The 19,555-nt window shown below is 64.8% G+C and carries 16 protein-coding genes and 1 tRNA gene; 12 read left to right on the top strand and 5 right to left on the bottom strand.

What is annotated here, in order from left to right:
• Positions 1–22: 22 nt before the first annotated feature.
• A complete protein-coding gene (locus B0G38_RS01030; RefSeq protein ID WP_264667711.1) occupies positions 23–1,150 on the bottom strand; it encodes an FUSC family protein in 1,128 nt (375 codons plus the stop codon).
• 287 nt (positions 1,151–1,437) lie between these two features.
• Between B0G38_RS01030 and pstS the strand changes: the two genes are divergently transcribed.
• From pstS to pstB, 4 genes are all read left to right on the top strand, one after another.
• A complete protein-coding gene (pstS, locus tag B0G38_RS01025) occupies positions 1,438–2,553 on the top strand; it encodes a phosphate ABC transporter substrate-binding protein PstS (RefSeq protein WP_264667710.1) in 1,116 nt (371 codons plus the stop codon).
• Positions 2,554–2,700: 147 nt separating this feature from the next.
• Positions 2,701–3,630 carry a phosphate ABC transporter permease subunit PstC gene (gene pstC, locus B0G38_RS01020; RefSeq protein WP_264667709.1) on the top strand — a complete coding sequence of 310 codons (930 nt, stop codon included), beginning with the start codon at positions 2,701–2,703 and terminating at the stop codon, positions 3,628–3,630.
• Positions 3,630–4,745, top strand: coding sequence for a phosphate ABC transporter permease PstA (gene pstA, locus B0G38_RS01015; protein ID WP_264667708.1), 1,116 nt, complete (start codon positions 3,630–3,632; stop codon positions 4,743–4,745). The genes pstC and pstA overlap by 1 nt, the downstream gene beginning before the upstream one ends.
• Before the next feature lie 31 nt (positions 4,746–4,776).
• Positions 4,777–5,556 (top strand): phosphate ABC transporter ATP-binding protein PstB, encoded by a 780-nt coding sequence (pstB, locus tag B0G38_RS01010; RefSeq protein ID WP_264667707.1) that lies wholly within the window; start codon positions 4,777–4,779, stop codon positions 5,554–5,556.
• 102 nt (positions 5,557–5,658) lie between these two features.
• Here pstB and B0G38_RS01005 read toward each other — a convergent pair whose 3' ends face one another.
• The 3 genes from B0G38_RS01005 to B0G38_RS00995 form a co-directional block, all read right to left on the bottom strand.
• Positions 5,659–6,669, bottom strand: a complete 1,011-nt coding sequence (locus B0G38_RS01005; RefSeq protein WP_264667706.1) for an inorganic phosphate transporter — start codon at positions 6,667–6,669, stop codon at positions 5,659–5,661.
• Complete coding sequence (locus B0G38_RS01000; protein WP_264667705.1) at positions 6,670–7,287, bottom strand: DUF47 domain-containing protein; 618 nt, start codon at positions 7,285–7,287, stop codon at positions 6,670–6,672.
• A 343-nt stretch (positions 7,288–7,630) separates the two neighbouring features.
• Positions 7,631–8,278: a hypothetical protein gene (locus B0G38_RS00995; protein WP_264667704.1), complete on the bottom strand. Its 648-nt coding sequence runs from the start codon at positions 8,276–8,278 to the stop codon at positions 7,631–7,633.
• A gap of 125 nt (positions 8,279–8,403) precedes the next feature.
• On the opposite strand from B0G38_RS00995, the gene B0G38_RS00990 reads away from it, so the two are divergent.
• The 5 genes from B0G38_RS00990 (at position 8,404) to thpD (ending at position 12,167) form a co-directional block, all read left to right on the top strand.
• A tRNA-Lys gene (locus B0G38_RS00990) sits at positions 8,404–8,476 on the top strand.
• Between the two features lie 338 nt (positions 8,477–8,814).
• A complete protein-coding gene (gene ectA, locus B0G38_RS00985) occupies positions 8,815–9,324 on the top strand; it encodes a diaminobutyrate acetyltransferase (protein ID WP_264667703.1) in 510 nt (169 codons plus the stop codon).
• A 132-nt stretch (positions 9,325–9,456) separates the two neighbouring features.
• Positions 9,457–10,728, top strand: coding sequence for a diaminobutyrate--2-oxoglutarate transaminase (gene ectB / locus B0G38_RS00980; protein ID WP_264667702.1), 1,272 nt, complete (start codon positions 9,457–9,459; stop codon positions 10,726–10,728).
• A 49-nt stretch (positions 10,729–10,777) separates the two neighbouring features.
• Positions 10,778–11,176 (top strand): ectoine synthase, encoded by a 399-nt coding sequence (locus B0G38_RS00975; protein ID WP_264667701.1) that lies wholly within the window; start codon positions 10,778–10,780, stop codon positions 11,174–11,176.
• Between the two features lie 91 nt (positions 11,177–11,267).
• Positions 11,268–12,167, top strand: a complete 900-nt coding sequence (gene thpD, locus B0G38_RS00970; RefSeq protein ID WP_264667700.1) for an ectoine hydroxylase — start codon at positions 11,268–11,270, stop codon at positions 12,165–12,167.
• A gap of 90 nt (positions 12,168–12,257) precedes the next feature.
• Here the strand turns inward: thpD and B0G38_RS00965 are convergent, their stop codons facing one another.
• Positions 12,258–13,163: a LysR family transcriptional regulator gene (locus B0G38_RS00965; RefSeq protein WP_264667699.1), complete on the bottom strand. Its 906-nt coding sequence runs from the start codon at positions 13,161–13,163 to the stop codon at positions 12,258–12,260.
• 128 nt (positions 13,164–13,291) lie between these two features.
• Between B0G38_RS00965 and B0G38_RS00960 the strand changes: the two genes are divergently transcribed.
• The 3 genes from B0G38_RS00960 (at position 13,292) to B0G38_RS00950 (ending at position 19,534) form a co-directional block, all read left to right on the top strand.
• A complete protein-coding gene (locus tag B0G38_RS00960) occupies positions 13,292–16,780 on the top strand; it encodes a bifunctional proline dehydrogenase/L-glutamate gamma-semialdehyde dehydrogenase (protein ID WP_264667698.1) in 3,489 nt (1,162 codons plus the stop codon).
• A 126-nt stretch (positions 16,781–16,906) separates the two neighbouring features.
• Complete coding sequence (locus B0G38_RS00955) at positions 16,907–18,358, top strand: amino acid permease (RefSeq protein WP_264667697.1); 1,452 nt, start codon at positions 16,907–16,909, stop codon at positions 18,356–18,358.
• A gap of 51 nt (positions 18,359–18,409) precedes the next feature.
• Positions 18,410–19,534 (top strand): endonuclease/exonuclease/phosphatase family protein, encoded by a 1,125-nt coding sequence (locus tag B0G38_RS00950; protein WP_264667696.1) that lies wholly within the window; start codon positions 18,410–18,412, stop codon positions 19,532–19,534.
• Positions 19,535–19,555 lie beyond the last annotated feature (21 nt).

The raw sequence follows: 19,555 nt of genomic DNA, 5'->3' as shown, positions 1-19,555 counted from the left end.
ACGGTGTGACAATCCCGGCCGGTCACAGTTTTGGCAGGTACGCGGCCGCTTCGTCATGGGTCAGACCGGTTGCTTCGAGGAGGTCGACCATGAGCGGGCGGAAGACGAGGACCAAGCCTTCACCTTCCAGCTTCTGGATGCCCAGGGTCTTCGGATGCAGGCGGGTGGCCACGGCGGCCAGTTCGTTCCGGGCGGAGCTGAGCCTGCGCTCACGTGCCGCGGCGTCCGGATCCGAGAGGCCGGCGGAGAGCACCTCGACGGCGTCGGCGGCTTCCAGCAGCACCTCGGCGAAGGATTCGATGGCGTCGTCGGTCATCGCCGCATGGTTGATGGCCGAGGTCAGGCGCCGGGAAAAGACCCGGCTGTTGCGCATCGCCAGGTCGATCATCTCCGCCGACTTCTGCAGGTCGCCCACTTCTTCGCGGTGGCGGCGGTACGCGGGGGAAATCCGCGCCACTTCCTGCGCGCCCGAAAAGGACGTGCGGACCTCGTCGATCAGCTTCTGCGAGGCGCGCGCCCGGACCAGGGCGTGCCAGGCCAGCGTGGAGTCACTGCGGCTGAGCGCGTTGGAGCATTCGCGCAGCACGGACGCCAGCTCGCTGAGCAGCTTCTGCAGGTTGGTTTTCGGGGCGGACCGCGGGTCGCCCGGGATCAGCATGGTCACTATCAGCGCCATTGCACCGCCGACCACCGCGTCCAGGCTGCGGGTGAACGGTCCGCCGTCGGGAGCCGGCAACAGCACCACCAGCACGGACTGGATGCCCATCTGGGTCGAGAAGATGGACCCGCTGTCCAGGAAACGCGCCAGCAGGATAGAGATCAGTAGGACAGCGGCAGCCTGCCAGATCCCCGAGCCGAGGAAATGCAGGAGCAGATCACCGACGGCGATGCCCAGGGTGCAGCCGATGGCCACTTCCATGACCTTGCGGAAACGCGGACCGGTGGCGAACCCGAGGGCGACCAGCGACGCCGTTGCCGCGAACAGCGGACCCTCGTGGCCCAGGAGCTGCTCGGCGATCACGTAGGCGGCGACGGCACAGAGTGTCATCCGAGCAGCCGGAAACAGTGAAGCCTTGCTCCGGCTGAAACCCACGCGGGTGCGGTTGCGCAGGAAAGTACGGGCTCGGGAGAGAGGGCCGCCGGTACTCATGGATTCAGTCTAGGCGGGAAGCCGAGGGCCTTCGGAACTGTGCCGTTGTGCGTCGCCGGAGCACCGGGATGGGCAGCGGCGGTGCGGTCCTCTAATACGATTTCCATCACAAAAGCAACAGCATCAGCGGCGATGTTAGCGAATGGCCTGCATCTGTTCACTTTCCGTTCATTTTCACCCGTCAATCTCGTTACCTGACACGAATAGCTTCGTAGAAGTACGAAACCGCACGGCCCTAACCGCGCATTTTCGTCCATCTCGTTTGCTAACCCTGAAAGGGACCCAAAGTGAAGGCATTCCGCTTCGGCCGCGCGGCCGCAGTACTTTCCGTAGCAGCACTGGCCCTAACCGCCTGCGGCTCCGACAACGCCACCGGTTCGCAGGCACAGGCCGGTGGCAGTGCCGCGGCAGCTGAAGGCGTCTCCGGCACTCTGTCCGGCGCCGGTGCTTCTTCCCAGGACGCGGCTATGCAGGCTTGGATGGCCGGCTTCCAGGGGCAGAACCCGGAAACCACCGTGCAGTACTCCCCGGACGGCTCGGGGGCCGGCCGCGACAACTTCCTGGCCGGCGGCGTGCAGTTTGCCGGTTCCGATGCCTACATGGACGAGGAGGAACTGGAGAAGTCCAAGGAAGTGTGCGGACCCGAGGGAGCCTTCCACATCCCGGGTTACGTATCTCCGATCGCTGTCGCCTTCAACCTTGAAGGTGTTGACGAGCTGAACCTCGACGCGGAGACCATCGCCAAGATCTTCCGCGGCGAAATCAGCAACTGGAACGACGAGGCGATCGCCACCCTGAACGAGGGCGTGGAACTGCCGGACACCCCCATCACGGTGGTCCACCGCGCCGACGACTCGGGCACCACCGAGAACTTCGTGGAGTACCTGGCCGCAGCCGCTCCCGAGGTCTGGACCGACGAGCCGTCCGACGCCTGGCCCGCCGACATCGTGGCCGAGAACGCCCAGGGCACTTCCGGCGTTGTGTCCGCCGCCAGCGCAACCGATGGGGCCATCACCTACGCCGATGCTTCCGCCGTCGGCGATCTGGGCACCGTCAAGGTCAAGGTCGGCGAAGAGTTCGTCGGCTACAGCCCGGAAGCCGCGGCCAAGGCCGTTGAGGTTGCCACGCCTGTCGAGGGCCGCAGCGACATCGACATGTCCCTCGACCTCAAGCGCGACACCAGCGAATCCGGTGCCTACCCGATTGTGCTCGTTTCGTACCACATCTACTGCACCGCTTACGATAACCAGGAGACCGTTGACCTGGTCAAGGCATTCGGCAACTATGTGATCAGCGAAGAAGGCCAGCAGGTCGCTGCCGACTCCGCAGGCAGTGCGCCGATCTCCGAAACTCTGCGCGAGCAGGCCCAGACTGCTATCGAATCCATCACGGTGGCCTCGTAGCACCACGTACCCAGGGGAGCCCCGCCGTCGGACTAATGACGTGCGGGGCGCACCCGTGTCAGGGAGCCGACGTTGCTCCCGTGGACAAAACAGTGAAAACTGACAAAGCCAGACCGTTAGACAACAGGGAGCCCGAAGGGTTGTGAAGTGTCCAACACATTGACAGAAAGCGGCAGCAGAGGCCGTGCCGGAGATAAGGTATTCTCCGGCATCGCATTGTTCGCTGGCTGCCTGATTCTCTTCGTCCTTTTCTGCGTGGCGGTATTCCTGCTGTGGCAGGCCCTTCCCACGTTTACCGCGGATCCGGCCGAAATCACCGGCGGCAGCGGCTTCTGGACCTACATCTGGCCGATCGTGATCGGCACGCTCATCGCCGCAGCCATCGCGCTGCTGATTGCTACCCCGATTTCCATTGGCGTGGCGCTGTTCATCTCGCACTACGCGCCGCGGAAGCTGTCCCAGGGGCTCGGCTACGTCATCGACCTGCTCGCCGCCATCCCCTCCGTGGTTTACGGCGCGTGGGGCATGACCGTGCTGGCGCCAGCCCTGGTGGGCCCGTACGTCTGGCTGGCGGAGAACGCTGGCTGGATCCCGATCTTCGCGGGCCCGGCGAGCCAGACCGGCAAAACCATGCTGACCGCCGGCATCGTGCTCTCCGTCATGGTGCTGCCGATCATCACCTCGCTCAGCCGGGAGATCTTCCTGCAGACGCCCAAGCTGCACGAGGAGGCCGCGCTGGCCATGGGTGCCACCCGCTGGGAAATGATCCGCATGACCGTGTTCCCCTTCGCCCGCGCCGGCATCATCAGTGCCATCATGCTGGGTCTGGGCCGTGCCCTGGGCGAAACGATGGCCGTTGCTATGGTGCTCTCCGGCGGCGGCCTGATCGCCAGCCTGATCAAGAGCGGCAACCAGACCATCGCGGCCGAAATCGCGCTGAACTTCCCGGAGGCTTTCGGGCTACGCCTGGCGGAGCTGATTGCCGCCGGCCTGGTCCTGTTCGTCATCACCCTGGCCGTGAACATGATCGCCCGCTGGATCGTTAGCCGTCATAAAGAATTCTCGGGGGCAAACTAATGTCGCAGACCGCCACGCGCACGCCTTCGCCGCTGCGTAAGAACACCCTGACCAAGAACCAGTTGCCGAAGTGGGCCATCTGGGCCGTGCTGGCCGGCTCGCTGGTACTGGGCGCTGCCGTTTCCTCCCTGATCGGCTTCCATGTGGTCGGCTGGGCGTTGTTTTCCGCCGTGATCTTTGTGATCGCCGGGTTCCTGGTCACGCTGTCAGTTGAGGGTGAGCGCAAAGCCAAGGACCGTTTCGCTACCAACCTGATCTACGCGGCGTTCATCGTTGCGCTGGTGCCGCTGGTCTCCGTCATCTGGACTGTCCTGGAAAAGGGCCTTCCCGGCATGACCTCCAACTTCCTGTTCACCTCCATGAACGGCATGACCGGCGTGGTGGACAACGAGACCGTCGAGAACGGCACCCCGGTGCTCGGCGGCGCGTACCACGGCATCGTCGGTACGGTCCTGATCACCTTCTGGGCGACCGTCATATCGGTGCCGGTGGGGTTGCTGACCGCCGTCTACCTCGTCGAGTACAGCCGGGGCGGCCCGCTCTCCCGCGGCATCACGTTCTTCGTCGACGTCATGACAGGTATCCCGTCCATCGTGGCGGGCCTGTTCGCGGCGGCGCTCTTCGGCCTGATCTTCGGCCCGTCCACGCGTACCGGCTTTGTCGCCGCCGTGGCGTTGTCCGTGCTGATGATCCCCGTGGTGGTGCGTTCCACCGAGGAAATGCTCAAGATCGTGCCCAACGAGCTGCGCGAGGCCTCCTATGCCCTGGGTGTACGCAAATGGCGCACCATCATCAAGGTCGTGGTGCCGACGGCGATCTCCGGTATCGCTTCCGGTGTCACCCTGGCGATCGCCCGGGTTATCGGCGAAACAGCTCCGTTGCTGGTCACCGCCGGCTTCGTCAACAGCATCAACTTCAACGCGTTTGCGGGCTGGATGACCACCCTGCCGACGTTCATCTACCGGCAGCTGATGAACCCCACTTCGCCGACGAACATCGATCCGAGTGCCCAACGGGCCTGGGCGGCGGCGCTGCTGCTGATCTTGATCGTCATGCTGCTGAACCTGATCGCCCGGGTTATCGCCCGCCTCTTCGCCCCCAAGACCGGCCGCTAAGCTTCCCCCTGCGTCCAAGAGAAGGAACACTATGTCCAAGCGTATCGACGTCAATGACCTGAACGTCTACTACGGAAATTTCCGGGCCGTTGAAGGCGTGAACATCAACATCGAGGCTCGGTCCGTTACCGCGTTCATCGGCCCCTCCGGCTGTGGCAAATCCACCTTCCTGCGGACCCTGAACCGGATGCATGAGGTGCTTCCGGGCGCCCGGGTCGAGGGCGAGGTGCTCCTGGATGGGGAAAACCTCTACGGGCCCGGCGTCGACCCTGTGACCGTGCGCAGCCAGATCGGCATGGTCTTCCAGCGCCCGAACCCGTTCCCCACCATGTCCATCCGGGACAATGTCCTGGCGGGCGTGAAGCTGAACAACAAGCGGATCAGCAGGTCGGATGCGGACGCGTTGGTGGAGAAGTCGCTGACCGGTGCCAACCTGTGGAACGAGGTCAAGGACCGTCTGGACAAGCCGGGCTCCGGCCTCTCCGGCGGCCAGCAGCAGCGCCTGTGCATTGCCCGTGCCATCGCCGTCTCCCCGCAGGTGATCCTGATGGATGAGCCGTGCTCGGCTCTGGACCCGATCTCGACGCTTGCCATCGAGGACCTGATCGAGGAACTCAAGACCGAATACACCGTGGTGATCGTGACCCACAATATGCAGCAGGCCGCCCGCGTCTCGGACAGGACGGCGTTCTTCAACATTGCCGGCACCGGCAAGCCCGGCAAACTGATCGAATACAACGACACGCCCACCATCTTCAACAACCCGAGCGAGAAGTCCACGGAAGACTACGTCTCCGGCCGCTTCGGCTAACCAGGAGCGCCCCGGGTACTCAACCGGGGTCTGCCCAGCTGCCCGCGGCGGCACCCGGCGGTTACACGCCAGCCGGGTGCCGCCGTCGTGCTTTGGCGGAAGCTACAGCAGCGGGTCCAGCGCCAGGTAGAAGACCGCGCCCATGATTGCCGTTGCGACGGCGGTCAGTACCCAGGTCAGGAAAACCCGGTTCGCGACGCGCCAGCGGACGGCGTCGAAGCGCTGGTTGGCCCCGGCGCCCAGAATGGCGGAGGTCATGGTGTGCGTGCTGGAAAGCGGGATGTGCAGGGCGATCGCGCCGAAGAACAGCATGGCCGAACTCACGCCTTGTGCCACCGCCCCGCGCAGCGGATCCATCCTCACCAGCCGGTAGCCCAGCGTGTGCGAGAGGCGCCAGCCGCCAAACAGGCTGCCGGCGGCCAGCAGGGTCGCCGCGAACAGCTGCACCCACAGCGGCATCCGGTCCCCGGTATCCAGCCCCGCAGCGACCAGCGCCAACAGCAGCACGGCCATGGTCCGCTGCCCGTCCTGGAGTCCGTGCCCCAAGGCGAAAGCACCGGCGAGGATGGACTGGAGCATCCGGTTGTTCTCGTTGGCCCGTTTGGGCACCGTGTAGCGCGAAATCCAGGTCAGCGGAAACACCACAACGTAGGAGATGGCGAAGGCGATGACGGGGCTGAGCAGCAGCGGCAGGACAATCTGCGTGCCGATGAAGTTCTCCCCGGCGATGATGTTGTGCCCGCCGAGGAAGGCGGAGGCCGCGCCGGAGCCCACCAGCCCGCCCACCAGCGCGTGGGTGGACGAGGAAGGCATCCGCCGCCACCAGGTGTAGATTCCCCAGCCGCAGGCGCTTAGGAGGCCGGCTATGAGGATGCCGAGGCCCTCGGGCCCTTCCGGCAGGCCGATCCAGGCCTCGCTGACCAGCAGGGCCAGGCCGGTGGAGATCATCGCACCGGCAAAGTTGAAAAAAGCCACAAGAACGACGGCGATGCTCGGCGTGAGTGCGCGGGTGCGGACGGCAGTGGCTACGGCGTTGGATACGTCATGGAAACCGTTGATGAAGGCGAAGGATCCGGCGAAGACGACAACTGCTGCGAACAGGAACAGCTCCACCTACGATTCCTTGATCAGAATCTGGCCTACGTGGTTCGAAACGCGCCGCAAGTCCTTGGTGACTTCCACGAGTTGGTTGGCGACGTCCCGGTGGCGCAGGTAGTTGGGGGTCTTCAGCTCCTTCTGCGCCTCCGCGGTCCAGTTGCGGTGGGTCCGCTCCGCGCGCTTGGCCAGCCGCAGCATTTCCACGTAGTACTCATCCAGATCCAGCAGGGAACTCAGCCGTCCCATCGCGTCCCGGGTCAGCTCCGACATGCGGGCGATGACCTCCAGCTGCTCCGACGCCCTGGTGGAAAGCCTTTTTACCCGGTTCAGGGCGATCAGTTCGGCGGCGCCGTCGAGCTTTTCGTAGGCCTCCACGATGTACCGGGAGATCTGGAACAGGTCCTCACGGGGCAGCGGCGTGATGAAGCTGGTGCGTACGTGTGTCATCAGCGCGAAGTGAAGCTCGAAAACCTTGGCGTCATGCTGGTGCAGTTCTTCGGCCAGCCGAGCGTAGTCATCTGCCGACGCGCCGAGGATCTCGGAAAGCGTGGTGACGCCGTGGGGGATTTGACCCGCCATCTCGGTCAGCAGATCCAGGCTCTTGTTCTCCTGGGGGAAGAGGCTTAGCTTCACTGTTTCACCGAAAGTCTCTAGCTGTGGAAGAAATCTGCGGAGCTGAGGACGTCCGCAAGGCTAAGAGTATCGCCTGAAAGTGAACAAGAATAATGGTGCCGAACTGGGAGCGCCTCTCGGCGGATGGCCGCTCAAAGCGGCTAAAAGTTGGAGCCCGGGGCTGCCACAGTTCGACACCACCTTCAGTTTTCTACGCCGGAGCATCGATGTCAACCACTGCGGAATAACGGGGAAAAAACGCTAAATCTGCTGGAAAATCGGGCCGGGCAGGGCTAACATGCCCCGCGGTCGGCGACGGTGCGATGCCGGTGCTGCGGTGCTGTGGGGGACTGGCTGCGCGGCCCTAGTCCAGCTCGCCGCGGCGCCAGGCAATGGCCGCCGCTTCGAGGTCCTCTGCCGTCTTGATCAGGCGATGGGAGCTCTGCGTAAGTTTTGCCGCATGATTCTCGTTGGCGGGTTCGGCAGCGTCCGCGTGGTGCGTCTGTCCGAGGGCCACAACGCGGCAGAACGCAGCGGAGCGGTCCAACGCGATGTCGAATTCGCCGTCGAAGGCTCCGGACAGAATGGTGTCCGCCATCTTGGTGACTTCGTCCGCCCCGGGAGGTTCGGCAACACCGGCCACCACGTTGGATACTTCGGCGACGTCCTTGCCGGCCTTGAAGAAGGCGGACATGCGCTCGGGGTTCTGCTGCGTGGCGGTGCGCAGGGCGTAGAGCCGCCAGAGCGCGCCGGGCAGCGACCGTGCGGGGCTCTCGGCCCACATCTCCGCGATGGCTTCGAGGCCCTGCTGGTCCGCCAGCTTGACCAGCCGCTTGGTGATCTCGGGGTCATCCGATTCCCGGCCGTGGTGGACCAGTGCCTGCGCTGCCAGATGGGCCGCTTCGGAAACCCGTGCCGGGTCCGCCCCGCCGGTGAATCCTTCGAAGTCCAACGGAGCAAATGGCTTTGGCTTATGCGGCCGGGGTGCGTCAAATCCGTTGTTTCCGTTCATGCCATGACGATACTCCTACGGTTCATATCGGTCGAGGACCGGCGATTCATCTGTAGGGGCGTGGGTGCGATAAAGTAAGTAGCGGTCAATTTGGTCCGGGTCTTGCATCCGGCCGGATGGCTGGCGGGCCTTTAGCTCAGTTGGTAGAGCATCGGACTTTTAATCCGCGGGTCGCGGGTTCGATCCCCGCAGGGCCCACCGCTGCAGTACCCCTGCCAGACGATATGTCGGGCAGGGGTACTGTGCTTTAATCAAGGCCGCCGAGGTGCGTGAATCGGCCGTTCGCGTGGCCGGCGCTCCCGGGAACCGACCTTTTTGACTCAATTTGTCGGTTTTGTCACACCCTGAATGTCACGGAATGGTAACGATAATTATTGCGGCGATATCCGCCGTCGTTATTTCGCCGATTGCCAATCAAAATAAGGCCAAACCCGGAATGCACCGAAGAGGGCCCGGGAACCCCCTAGGCGGCCAAAACCTGTCAAATCCGCCGATGTCAGGTTGATTATCATCCAGATCTCGTTACGGTCGAATAGATGGTTCAAGAACTCGCAGAAACCCAGACACGTCCGAGGCTAGAAGCAAAATTCCGTAAACCAACCCTGAATGACGGCGCCGCGCTGTGGCGCATGGCGAAGGACTCCCAGGTCCTGGATTTGAATTCGTCCTATTCCTACTTGCTGTGGTGCCGCGACTTCGCGGAGACGTCAGTCGTGGCCACCATTGATGATGAACCGGCCGGTTTTGTTACCGGCTACGTACGTCCCGATGAGCCGGGCACCCTCATGGTGTGGCAGGTTGCCGTCAACCAAGCGTTCCGAGGTCAGAAACTCGCCGCCACCATGCTCGATGAGTTGGCCGCACGGCTGGATTCCGACTTCGTCGAAACGACGATCACAGACGACAACGCTGCATCAATGCGGCTGTTCTCCAGCTTTGCCGAGCGCCGGGATGTTCCGCTGGAGCGCGATCCCCTGTTTACCCGGAGCATGTACCCCGACGGCCATGACACGGAATTCCTGTTCCGGATCGGCCCGCTGAACTAGGTAATCAATCCCTGTTCGTCCTGCTTTTCTCCGCAGTTTTGCTCCAGCACTAATTTTGTTAATCCGCGGCTGCATTGCGCGTACCTCCCAGGAGGTTGCAGCGGCCGCACCACATGAAGGAAGTACTTTCTCATGACTGATATTTTTGAAACGCTTGAATCAGAGGTCCGTGGATATTGCCGCAGCTGGCCCGCCGTTTTCGAACGCTCGCAGGGCAGCACGATGTACGCCGAAGACGGCAAGGAATACCTTGACTTCTTCTCCGGCGCCGGCGCGCTGAACTACGGCCACAACAACCCGCTGCTGCTCGAGCCGCTGCTGGACTACCTGCGCAGCGGCGCCGTGGTGCACTCGCTGGACATGAAGACCCCGGCCAAGCGCCGTTTCCTGGAAACCTTCCAGGAGGTCATCCTCAAGCCGCGCGGCATGGACCACAAGGTCATGTTCCCCGGCCCCACCGGCACCAACTCGGTCGAGGCCGCCCTCAAGCTGGCCCGCAAGGTCACCGGGCGCCAGCACATCCTCAGCTTCACCAACGCGTTCCACGGCATGACGCTGGGCTCGCTGTCCGTAACGGGCAACTCGATGAAGCGCAAGGGCGCTGGCATCCCGCTGACCAACAGCTCCAAGATTCCCTACGACGATTACTTCGACGGCGAGACCGCGGACTTCCTGTGGCTGGAGCGGGTGCTCGAAGACAGCGGTTCCGGCGTGGATAAGCCCGCCGCCGTCATCGTGGAGACCGTCCAAGGCGAAGGCGGCCTCAACGCCGCACGCCTGAGCTGGCTCAAGGGCCTGTCCGAGCTGTGCAAGAAGCACGACATCCTGCTGATCGTCGACGATGTCCAGGCCGGCTGCGGCCGCACCGGCACGTTCTTCAGCTTCGAGGACGCCGGCTTCACCCCGGACATCATCTGCCTGTCCAAGTCCATCTCCGGCTTCGGCCTGCCGATGGCCCTGACCCTGTTCCGTCCGGAACTCGATGTCTGGGAGCCGGGCGAGCACAACGGAACGTTCCGCGGCCACAACCCGGCCTTCGTCACCGGCACCGCTGCGCTGAACACCTACTGGCGCGACGACGCCTTCCAGCAGCAGGTCGCTGCCCGTATCGCCCAGCTGCACGACGGCCTGGAGCGCCTCGCCGCTACGGTTGAGGGCGCCAGCGTCCGCGGCCGCGGCCTGCTGGCAGGTGTGTTCTTCCCGGACACCGAAACCGCCGGCAAGATTGCAGCCGCTGCCTACGAACGCGGCCTGCTGGTGGAAACCTCCGGCCCCGAGAGCGAAGTTGTCAAGCTCATGCCGGCACTGACGATCACCGCCGAGGAACTGGAGCGCGGCCTCGAGATCCTGCTCGACGCCGCCAGCACCGTCACCGGTGCACGCGAACTGGTCGGTGCGCTCTAACCAGCGCCGCTGCCCGAAGATTTACGCCCCCAAGACTTAAGGAGCATCCATGCTTGTTACCAACCTGAACGATCTGAACGACACCGACCGCGACGTGAAGTCCGAAACCTGGCGCAGCCGCCGCATGGTGCTGGCCGGCGAAGGCGTAGGCTTCTCGTTCCACGACACCGTGATTTACGCTGGTACGACGTCGACGTTCCACTACGCGAACCACATCGAAGCCGTCTACTGCGTGCAGGGCGAAGGTACCCTGACCAACGAGGTCACCGGTGAAGTCCACGAAATCAAGGACGGCACCATGTACCTGCTGGATGGCAACGAGAAGCACACCGTGCGCGCCACTACGGAACTGCGCATGGCCTGCGTGTTCAACCCGCCGGTCACCGGACGCGAAATCCACGACGAAAACGGCGTCTACCCGCTGGTGGTTGAAGAACCAGCCCACTAAGACCCCCGGTCAGGTAAAAAGTCCGATCAGCCCAAAGCTGGCCGGGCTTTTTCCTTATCGGTAGCAAAAAAGGAAAACGAGGAGGATAGGAATGACTGCAACAGCAGAACCGCGCATTGATGTTTATCCGACACGTGTGGCAGGAAAGCCCAGCGTCCAGACCCGTGAAGACAAGGTTGTCTGGGGAACTGCGGCTGAGGGCCCCATGGACGAGGCCACGCTCGCCGGTTACGAGGAAAAAGGCTACCTCACCATCGAGCAGCTCATCACGCCGGAGGAACTCGAGACCTTCCGGGCAGAACTGAAGCGGCTTTCCGAAGATCCGGTGGTCCGCGCGGACGAGCGCACCATCGTGGAGGCCAAGTCGCAGGAAGTCCGTTCAATCTTCGAGGTGCACAAGACCAGCGAGGTCTTCAAGCGGATTGCCAACGACCCGCGGGTGGTCGGCCGGGCCAAGCAGCTGCTGGGCTCAGATGTGTACATCCACCAGTCCCGCGTGAACTTCAAGCCCGGTTTCGAGGGCAAGGATTTCATGTGGCACTCCGACTTCGAGACCTGGCACGCCGAGGACGGCATGCCGCGGATGCGCGCCGTGAGCATCTCGATCTCGCTGACGGACAACTACTCCTTCAACGGGCCGCTGATGATCATGCCCGGCTCCCACAAGGAGTACATCTCCTGCGATGGCAATACGCCGGAGGACAACTACAAGAAGTCCCTGGTGATGCAGGGCGCCGGCGTCCCGGACAAGGGGATCCTGGCCGAGTTCGCCGACCGCTTCGGCATCGATGTGCTCGAAGGCAAGGCCGGTGGAGCGATCATGTTCGATTGCAACTGCATGCACGCATCGAACGGGAACGTCACGCCGTTCTCCCGCTCCAACGTGTTCATCGTCTTCAACAGTGTGGAGAACACTTGTGAAGAACCGTACTCCGCCGGCGCACCGCGTCCGGAGTTCGTCGGGGCAACGGACTTCACGCCCGCAGGCTGATAGCAAATAGTCCGACTGATACGGTTGCGGCCCGCCTGGCAAAGGCGGGCCGCAGCTGTTTAATGCCTAGAGCCGAGTGGCGCGGCGAGGCTAGGTGCCCGCTACCTGCTCCGCGGTCTGCTCCAGCACCCGGCGGAACGCCAGGATGGCCGGCCGGTGGGCGCTGGCGTGGCGGACTGAAGTGAAGACCGTACGCCGCGGTTGGCCGGGAAGCTCCAGCAGTTCGCAGCTGGTGCTCCGGCCGGTCCAGACCAGATCGGGCATGAAGGCCACGGCGTTGCCGGATTCGATCAGGCGGATCTGGGCCTGCAGGTCCGCGGTCTCGTAACGCACGTCCGGTTCGAAGCCGGCGGTACGGCAGGCCTGTTCAGCCCAGTGACGGGAGGCCGTGCCGCGCGGCTCCATCACCCATGGCAAGTTGCGGGCATCGTCCACCGAGGCAACGGTACGGCGGCTGCTGCCCTGCGGCGGGACGGCCAGCCGGATGGCGTCCGTGGTGAGCCTGGTCCGGTCCAGCTCAGGGTGGTGCGGGGCCGCATGCCCGGGGTATTGCTCGGCAACCACCAGATCGAAGTCCCGGGCCCAGGTTTCATACAGCGCGGTTTCCGGCTCCCGCTGCACCATTTCGATCCGCACCTCCGCATAGCCGGCGTGCATGGCGCTCAGGGCATCGGGCATCAGCGCCAGCGCGGCCGACTGGAACACGGCCACGCGCACGGTGCCGGTAACGGTGGTCAGCGATGCGGCCAGGTCCGTCTCGGCCCGCTCCAGTGTCTGGAGCAGCTCGGCGGTGTGGGCCACGAGGACTTCGGCCTGCGGTGTCAGCTGCACTTTGCGCCCGGTTTTGCGCAGCAGCTCCACCCCGGCCTCCTTCTCCAGCAGTGCGAGTTGCTGGGACACGGAGGACGGGCTGAAGTTCAGCGCCGCGGCGACTTCGGCGAGGGTGCCGCGGATCTTCAGCTCGCGCAAGAGGCGCAGCCTGCGTACGTCCAGCATGGCACTCCTATTATTCGTGATAACCAACGGATAATGATCGGAAAACATCACTTTATCTAATCGAACGGCGGACGCATACTAGGGGAAGAAGGTACTAAAAGCCCCGTTCCAGAAGGAGCCGAATCGCTATGACCGATGTCCTGAAAGAGCCCGCCGCACAGCCCCAGGCGCTGGCCGACGAGCAGGTCCACGACCTGGCCGAGGATGCCATCAAACTGGTCCGCCACTGGCTGACCGAGGCGTCCAAGATCCCGGTTGATGCCTCCGCGCAGCAGTTGGCCGGGGTCCTGAAGGATCCCAACGGCCTGGACTTCACCGTCGGGTTCGTCGACGGCGTGATCCGCCCCGAGGACCTCCACGTGGCTGCACGGAACCTCGCGGCGCTGGCGCCCAAGGTCCCGTCCTTCCTGCCCTGGTACATGCGCAGCGCGGTCCGCCTCGGCGGCGCCATGGCGCCGGCCCTGCCGCAGGTGGTCATTCCGATCGCCCGCCGGGTGCTGCGCGAAATGGTCGGACACCTGATCGTGGATGCCACCGATGCCAAGCTCGGTCCCGCGATCGCCAAGATCAAGAAGCACGACGTCGGGCTGAACGTTAATCTGCTCGGCGAGGCAGTGCTGGGCCGGCACGAGGCATCCCGCCGGCTCGAGGGCACCCACAAACTGCTGGCGCGAGACGACGTCGACTATGTCTCCATCAAGGTGTCCTCCACGGTGGCCCCGCACTCGATGTGGGCCTTCGACGAGGCGGTCGAGGAGGTCGTCGAAAGCCTGACGCCGCTGTACCGGCAGGCCGCGGAGGCCGCCACACCCAAGTTCATCAACCTAGACATGGAGGAGTACAAGGACCTGGAGATGACCATCGCGGTCTTCACCCGGATCCTGGACAAGCCCGAGTTCAAGAACCTCTCCGGCGGCATCGTCCTGCAGGCCTACCTGCCGGACGCGCTGTCCGCAATGATGCGCCTGACCCAGTGGGCGCAGGCCCGCCGCGCCGCCGGCGGCGCCCCGATCAAGGTGCGCGTAGTCAAGGGCGCCAACCTGCCGATGGAGCATGTTGAGGCCTCGCTGCATGACTGGCCGCTGGCCACCTGGAACACCAAGCAGGATTCGGACACCAACTACAAACGAATCATCAACTACTCGCTGCAGCCGGACCGCGTGGACGCCGTCCGCATCGGCGTGGCCGGCCACAATCTGTTCGACGTCGCCTTCGCCTGGCTTCTGGCCAAGCAGCGCGGCATCCCCGCCGAGCAGAAGGCAGTCGAGTTCGAGATGCTCCTGGGCATGGCGCAGGGGCAGGCCGAGGCGGTCAAGCGCGACGTCGGCTCGCTGCTGCTCTACACGCCCGTGGTGCAGCCGCAGGAATTCGACGTCGCCATCGCCTACCTGATCCGCCGGCTCGAAGAGGGGGCGAGCCAGGAAAACTTCATGTCCGCCGTTTTCGAGCTGAGCGAAAACGAGGCGCTCTTCGAACGCGAGAAGCAGCGTTTCCTCGCCTCGCTGGAGAACCTGGACAACACCGTTCCGCTGCCCAACCGGCAGCAGGACCGCAACGTGGCGGAAGCCCCTGCTCCCCGGGACAGCTTCCGTAACACTCCGGACACGGACCCGTCCCTGCCGGCCAACCTCGCCTGGGGGCGCGCCATCCTGGCCCGCGTGCCCGAGTCCACCCTGGGCATCGACGCCGTGGAAGCTGCAACCCTGCGGACCCCGGACCAGCTTGAAAAGGTGGTCGCGGCCGCCGTCGAACGTTCGAAGGCCTGGGGCGGGATGACCGGTGCCGAGCGCGCCGAAGTCCTCCACCTCGCCGGCGACAAGCTCGCGGCCAACCGGGCCCGGCTGATGGAAGTTGCCGCCGCCGAAGCGGGGAAGACGCTGGACCAGTCCGATCCGGAAGTCTCCGAGGCGATCGACTTCGCGCACTACTACGCCGAGCTGGCCCGCAAGCTGGACTCGGTGGATGGGGCAGCGTTTGTCCCGTCCAGGCTGACCGTGGTGACACCGCCGTGGAACTTCCCGGTGGCGATCCCCGCAGGGTCCACGCTGGCCGCGCTCGCCGCGGGCTCCGCCGTCGTGATTAAACCGGCCAAGCAGGCCCGCCGCACCGGCGCCGTCATGGTGGAAGCCATCTGGGAGGCGTTCGATGAGGCCGGCATCCCGCGCGACGTGCTGCAGCTGGTGCAGCTGGAGGAACGCGACCTGGGCCGGCAGCTGATCTCCCATCCTGCCGTGGACCGCGTCATCCTCACCGGCGGCTACGAGACGGCGGAACTGTTCCGCTCCTTCCGGCCGGACCTGCCGCTGCTGGCGGAGACCTCCGGCAAGAACGCCATCATCGTTACCCCCAGCGCGGACTTCGACCTGGCCGCCAAGGACGTGGTGCAGTCCGCCTTCGGCCACGCCGGCCAGAAGTGTTCGGCGGCCTCGCTGGTGATCCTGGTGGGCTCGGTGGCGCAGTCGCCGCGGTTCCGCAACCAGCTGGTGGACGCGGTCACCTCGCTCAAGGTGGGCTACCCGGTGGATGCGTCCACCCAGATGGGTCCGGTGATCGAACCGGCCAACGGGAAACTGCTGGACGGGCTCACCAACCTCGGCGACGGCGAAACCTGGCTGCTCAAGCCGGAGAAGCTGGATGAGTCCGGCAAGCTCTGGAGCCCGGGCGTGCGCACCGGCGTCAAGAGGGGCTCGCACTACCACCTGACCGAGTTCTTCGGCCCGATCCTCGGCGTCATGACCGCCGAAACCCTCGAGGAGGCCGTGGCCATCCAGAACGAGATCGACTACGGGCTGACCTCCGGGCTGCACTCGCTGGATCCGGCCGAGCTGGATTACTGGCTGGAGAACATCCAGGCCGGCAACCTGTACGTCAACCGCGGCATCACCGGCGCCATTGTGCAGCGCCAGCCCTTCGGCGGGTGGAAGAAGTCGTCGGTGGGCGCCGGCACCAAGGCCGGCGGCCCCAACTACCTGGCCGGCCTGGGCGAGTGGGAACCTGCCCGCAGCCACGCCGCCGCGGCCGTCTCCCACGACGGCGCCCGGCACCTGCTGGACGCGGCCCGGCTTTCCCACGCTGCGGTGTCCGCCGAGGACGCGGTGTTCCTGGAACGTTCGCTGTCCTCCGACGCCGAGGCCTGGGCCGCCGAGTTCGGCGCGGCCAAGGACGTCACCGGGCTGAGCGCCGAACGCAACGTCTTCCGCTACCTGCCGCTGCCGGTGACCGTCCGCCTGGCCGAGGGTGAGCCGCTGGCCAAGCTGGTCCGCGTGCTCGCCGCCGGAGTGTTGGCCGGTTCCGAAGTCAAGGTGTCCACCGCCGTCGAGCTTCCGGCCGCCCTGCGCGCCGTGGCGATCGATCGGAACATCGAGGTAACCACAGAGAACGACGCCGCGTGGCTGGCTCGTGCGGGCCGGTTCACCGCCGGACGCATCCGGCTGATCGGCGGGAGCGCCAAGGCGCTCGCCGAAGCTACCGGGGGACGGGTTGACCTGGCGGTCTACGCGCACCCCGTCACCGAGGCGGGCCGGGTGGAAATGCTGCCCTTCCTGCACGAGCAGGCCGTCAGCATCACAGCCCACCGCTTCGGCACCCCGAACCACCTCTCGGACGAATTGATCTAGGAGACGGATCCCACCGGGCAAAAGCCTAGTCTGCCGGCCGCCGGAGGACTACTATCAGTTCACCTTTAAGCTGCCCGGGGTTGCGGGGGACCCCGGGCAGAGAACCTTCGACTCTAAGGTACGCACATGAGCACCCCTGATAGGAGCAAGTCGGTCCTCCGGCGCAAGCCGATCGACCTGGTTGAAGACGAGAACATCGACAGCGGGCTGTTCAAGAGCCTGGGTCTGTGGCAGCTGACCGCCATCGGCGTCGGCGGCATCATCGGTATCGGAATTTTCACCCTGGCCGGGCTGGTGGCCAACGGCGGCGAAGACGCCGATCCGGTCGGCCCGGCCGTCATGATCGCGTTCCTGATCGCCGGCCTGGCCAGCGCCGCCGCGGCTCTCTCCTACGCCGAGTTCGCCGGCATGATTCCGCGCGCCGGCTCCGCCTACACCTATGGCTACGTTGCCCTTGGCGAAATTATCGGCTGGTTCATCGGCTGGGACCTGCTGCTGGAATACACGGCCATCGTGGCTGTGGTCGCCATCGGGATCTCGGGATACTTCTCCGAGTTCATGTCCGGAATCGGTGTAGACGTTCCCATCTGGATGCAGGGCACGGCGGACACGATCGAGGGCGGGGTGATCAATCTGCCCGCCATCGTGGTCTGCCTGTTCATCACCTGGATCCTGAGCCGTGGGACGAAGACTTTCGGCCGGTTCGAACTCGTTGCCGTGGGGCTCAAGGTCCTGCTGATCCTGTTCATCATCGGACTCGGTTTCTTCTTTGTCGACGTCGATAACTACACGCCGTTCATGCCATCGGGCTTTGGCGCGGTGTTCGCCGGTGCGGCCACGGTGTTCTTCGCGGTCTTCGGTTACGACGCCATGAGCACGGCCGCGGAAGAAGCCGTGGACGGCAAGAAACACATGCCCAAGGCCATCCTGCTCTCGCTGGTGATCGCCATGACGCTGTACGTGCTGGCGACGCTGGTGCTGACGGGCATGCAGAACTACACCGACATCAGCCCCACCGCCGGTTTTGCATCCGCCTTCCAGAATGTCGGGCTGCCGGTTATCGCGACTATCATCTCGGCGTTCGCGGTGGTTTCCATCCTGACCGTGATGCTGACCTTCCTGCTCGGCGTCACGCGCGTCTGGTTCTCGATGAGCCGCGACGGCCTGCTGCCCACCTGGTTCGCGGCAACGGACCGGCACGGAACTCCACAGCGGGTCACCTGGATCGCCGGCATCGCCTCGGCCCTGCTGGCCGGTGTCTTCCCGATCCGGGCCGTGGCGGACCTGACCAACATCGGCATCCTCGCCGCCTTCGTGGTGGTCTGCGTGGCCGTGATCGTGCTGCGCCGCACCCGGCCCGACGTGCACCGCACGTTCAAGCTGCCGTGGATGCCCGTGGTGCCCGCGTTCGGCGTGCTGGCCTCCGGATTCCTGATGCTGCAACTGCACTGGGAGACCTGGGTGAGGTTCGGCGTCTGGCTGCTAATCGGCCTGGTCATCTACTTCTTCTACAGCCGCCGGCACTCCCTGATGAACCCAGAAAGCCCGCGCCACGGCCGCCACAAGACCCGCACCTGACACAAGCGTTCGCCTGCCGTTCTTCCGGCAGGCGAACCGCATACTGGGAAGATGCCGCAGGACACCGTCAGGATCGCCACCTACAACGCCAGCCTCAACCGTGCCGCCCAAGGCCAGCTGGCGGCGGACCTGGCCATGCCGGGCAATGCGCAGGCCCGGAACATTGCCGAAGTGATCCAGCGGAACACCCCGGACATCCTGCTGCTCAACGAGTTCGACTACGACCAGGACCATGCGGCGGTGGACCTGTTCCGGACGAACTACCTGGAAGTCAGCCAGCACGGCCAGGCGCCCGTGAGCTACCCGTACGCCTACACCGCCCCGTCCAACACCGGCGTCGATTCGGGGCTGGATCTGAATAACGACGGCGAACTGGGCACTGCCGATGATGCGTTCGGTTTCGGCGAATTCGAGGGGCAGTACGGCATGGTGGTGCTGTCCAGATTCCCGATCGAAACGCCGGGCATCCGCACTTTCCAGACGTTCCGCTGGCAGGATATGCCGGGCAATCTCATGCCCGCGGACTACTACTCCGCCCAGGCGCAGGAAGCGCTGCGCCTCTCCAGCAAGTCCCACTGGGATGTGCCGGTGCGGATGGGCGGCAAGCCGGTCCACCTGCTCGCCAGCCATCCGACGCCGCCGTCCTTCGACGGTGATGAGGACCGCAACGGGCGGCGGAACAATGACGAGATCCGCTTCTGGGCGGACTACGTCTCCGGCGGCACGCAGGCCGACTATATTTACGACGACGCCGGGCAGCATGGTGGCCTGACGCCCGGGGAACGGTTCGTCATCATGGGCGACCAGAACTCGGACCCGCGGGACGGCGGCTCCTGGCCGGGCTCCATCGACCAGCTGCTGAAGCACCCGCGGGTCCAGGATCCGCAGCCGGCTTCGCGGGGCGCGGTGGAGGCGGCCAGGCGGCAGGGAGCCAACAACATCAGCCACCTCGGTGATCCGCGGCTGGACACGGCCGACTTCCAGGACGACCCCGCGCCGGGAAACCTGCGGGTTGACTACGTGCTGCCTTCCAAGAACCTCAATGTCAGCGGTGCCGGGGTCTTCTGGCCCGAGCCGGGGGAGCCGGGTGCCGACCTGACCGGCGAATTCCCGTTCCCCACCAGCGACCACCGGCTAGTCTGGGTGGACCTGTTGCTTCCGAAAGGTCCGGCTTGAACCCGGCGGCCAGGCGGGTGA

The sequence above is a fragment of the Crystallibacter permensis genome, assembly GCF_025960875.1.
GTDB lineage: Bacteria > Actinomycetota > Actinomycetes > Actinomycetales > Micrococcaceae > Crystallibacter > Crystallibacter permensis.
The sequence above is the reverse complement of the archived record's forward strand: the minus strand, read 5'-3'. Positions and strand labels throughout refer to the sequence as shown.

What these genes read in the sequence shown, in the direction of transcription:
- B0G38_RS00965 (WP_264667699.1), bottom strand. Translation starts at nt 13,163, where the DNA reads ATGCTGGACGTACGCAGGCTGCGCCTCTTGCGCGAGCTGAAGATCCGC.
- B0G38_RS00950 (WP_264667696.1), top strand. Translation starts at nt 18,410, where the DNA reads ATGCCGCAGGACACCGTCAGGATCGCCACCTACAACGCCAGCCTCAAC.
- thpD (WP_264667700.1), top strand. Translation starts at nt 11,268, where the DNA reads ATGACTGCAACAGCAGAACCGCGCATTGATGTTTATCCGACACGTGTG.
- ectA (WP_264667703.1), top strand. Translation starts at nt 8,815, where the DNA reads ATGGTTCAAGAACTCGCAGAAACCCAGACACGTCCGAGGCTAGAAGCA.
- B0G38_RS00960 (WP_264667698.1), top strand. Translation starts at nt 13,292, where the DNA reads ATGACCGATGTCCTGAAAGAGCCCGCCGCACAGCCCCAGGCGCTGGCC.
- pstB (WP_264667707.1), top strand. Translation starts at nt 4,777, where the DNA reads ATGTCCAAGCGTATCGACGTCAATGACCTGAACGTCTACTACGGAAAT.
- B0G38_RS00995 (WP_264667704.1), bottom strand. Translation starts at nt 8,278, where the DNA reads ATGAACGGAAACAACGGATTTGACGCACCCCGGCCGCATAAGCCAAAG.
- B0G38_RS00975 (WP_264667701.1), top strand. Translation starts at nt 10,778, where the DNA reads ATGCTTGTTACCAACCTGAACGATCTGAACGACACCGACCGCGACGTG.
- B0G38_RS01030 (WP_264667711.1), bottom strand. Translation starts at nt 1,150, where the DNA reads ATGAGTACCGGCGGCCCTCTCTCCCGAGCCCGTACTTTCCTGCGCAAC.
- pstA (WP_264667708.1), top strand. Translation starts at nt 3,630, where the DNA reads ATGTCGCAGACCGCCACGCGCACGCCTTCGCCGCTGCGTAAGAACACC.
- ectB (WP_264667702.1), top strand. Translation starts at nt 9,457, where the DNA reads ATGACTGATATTTTTGAAACGCTTGAATCAGAGGTCCGTGGATATTGC.
- B0G38_RS00955 (WP_264667697.1), top strand. Translation starts at nt 16,907, where the DNA reads ATGAGCACCCCTGATAGGAGCAAGTCGGTCCTCCGGCGCAAGCCGATC.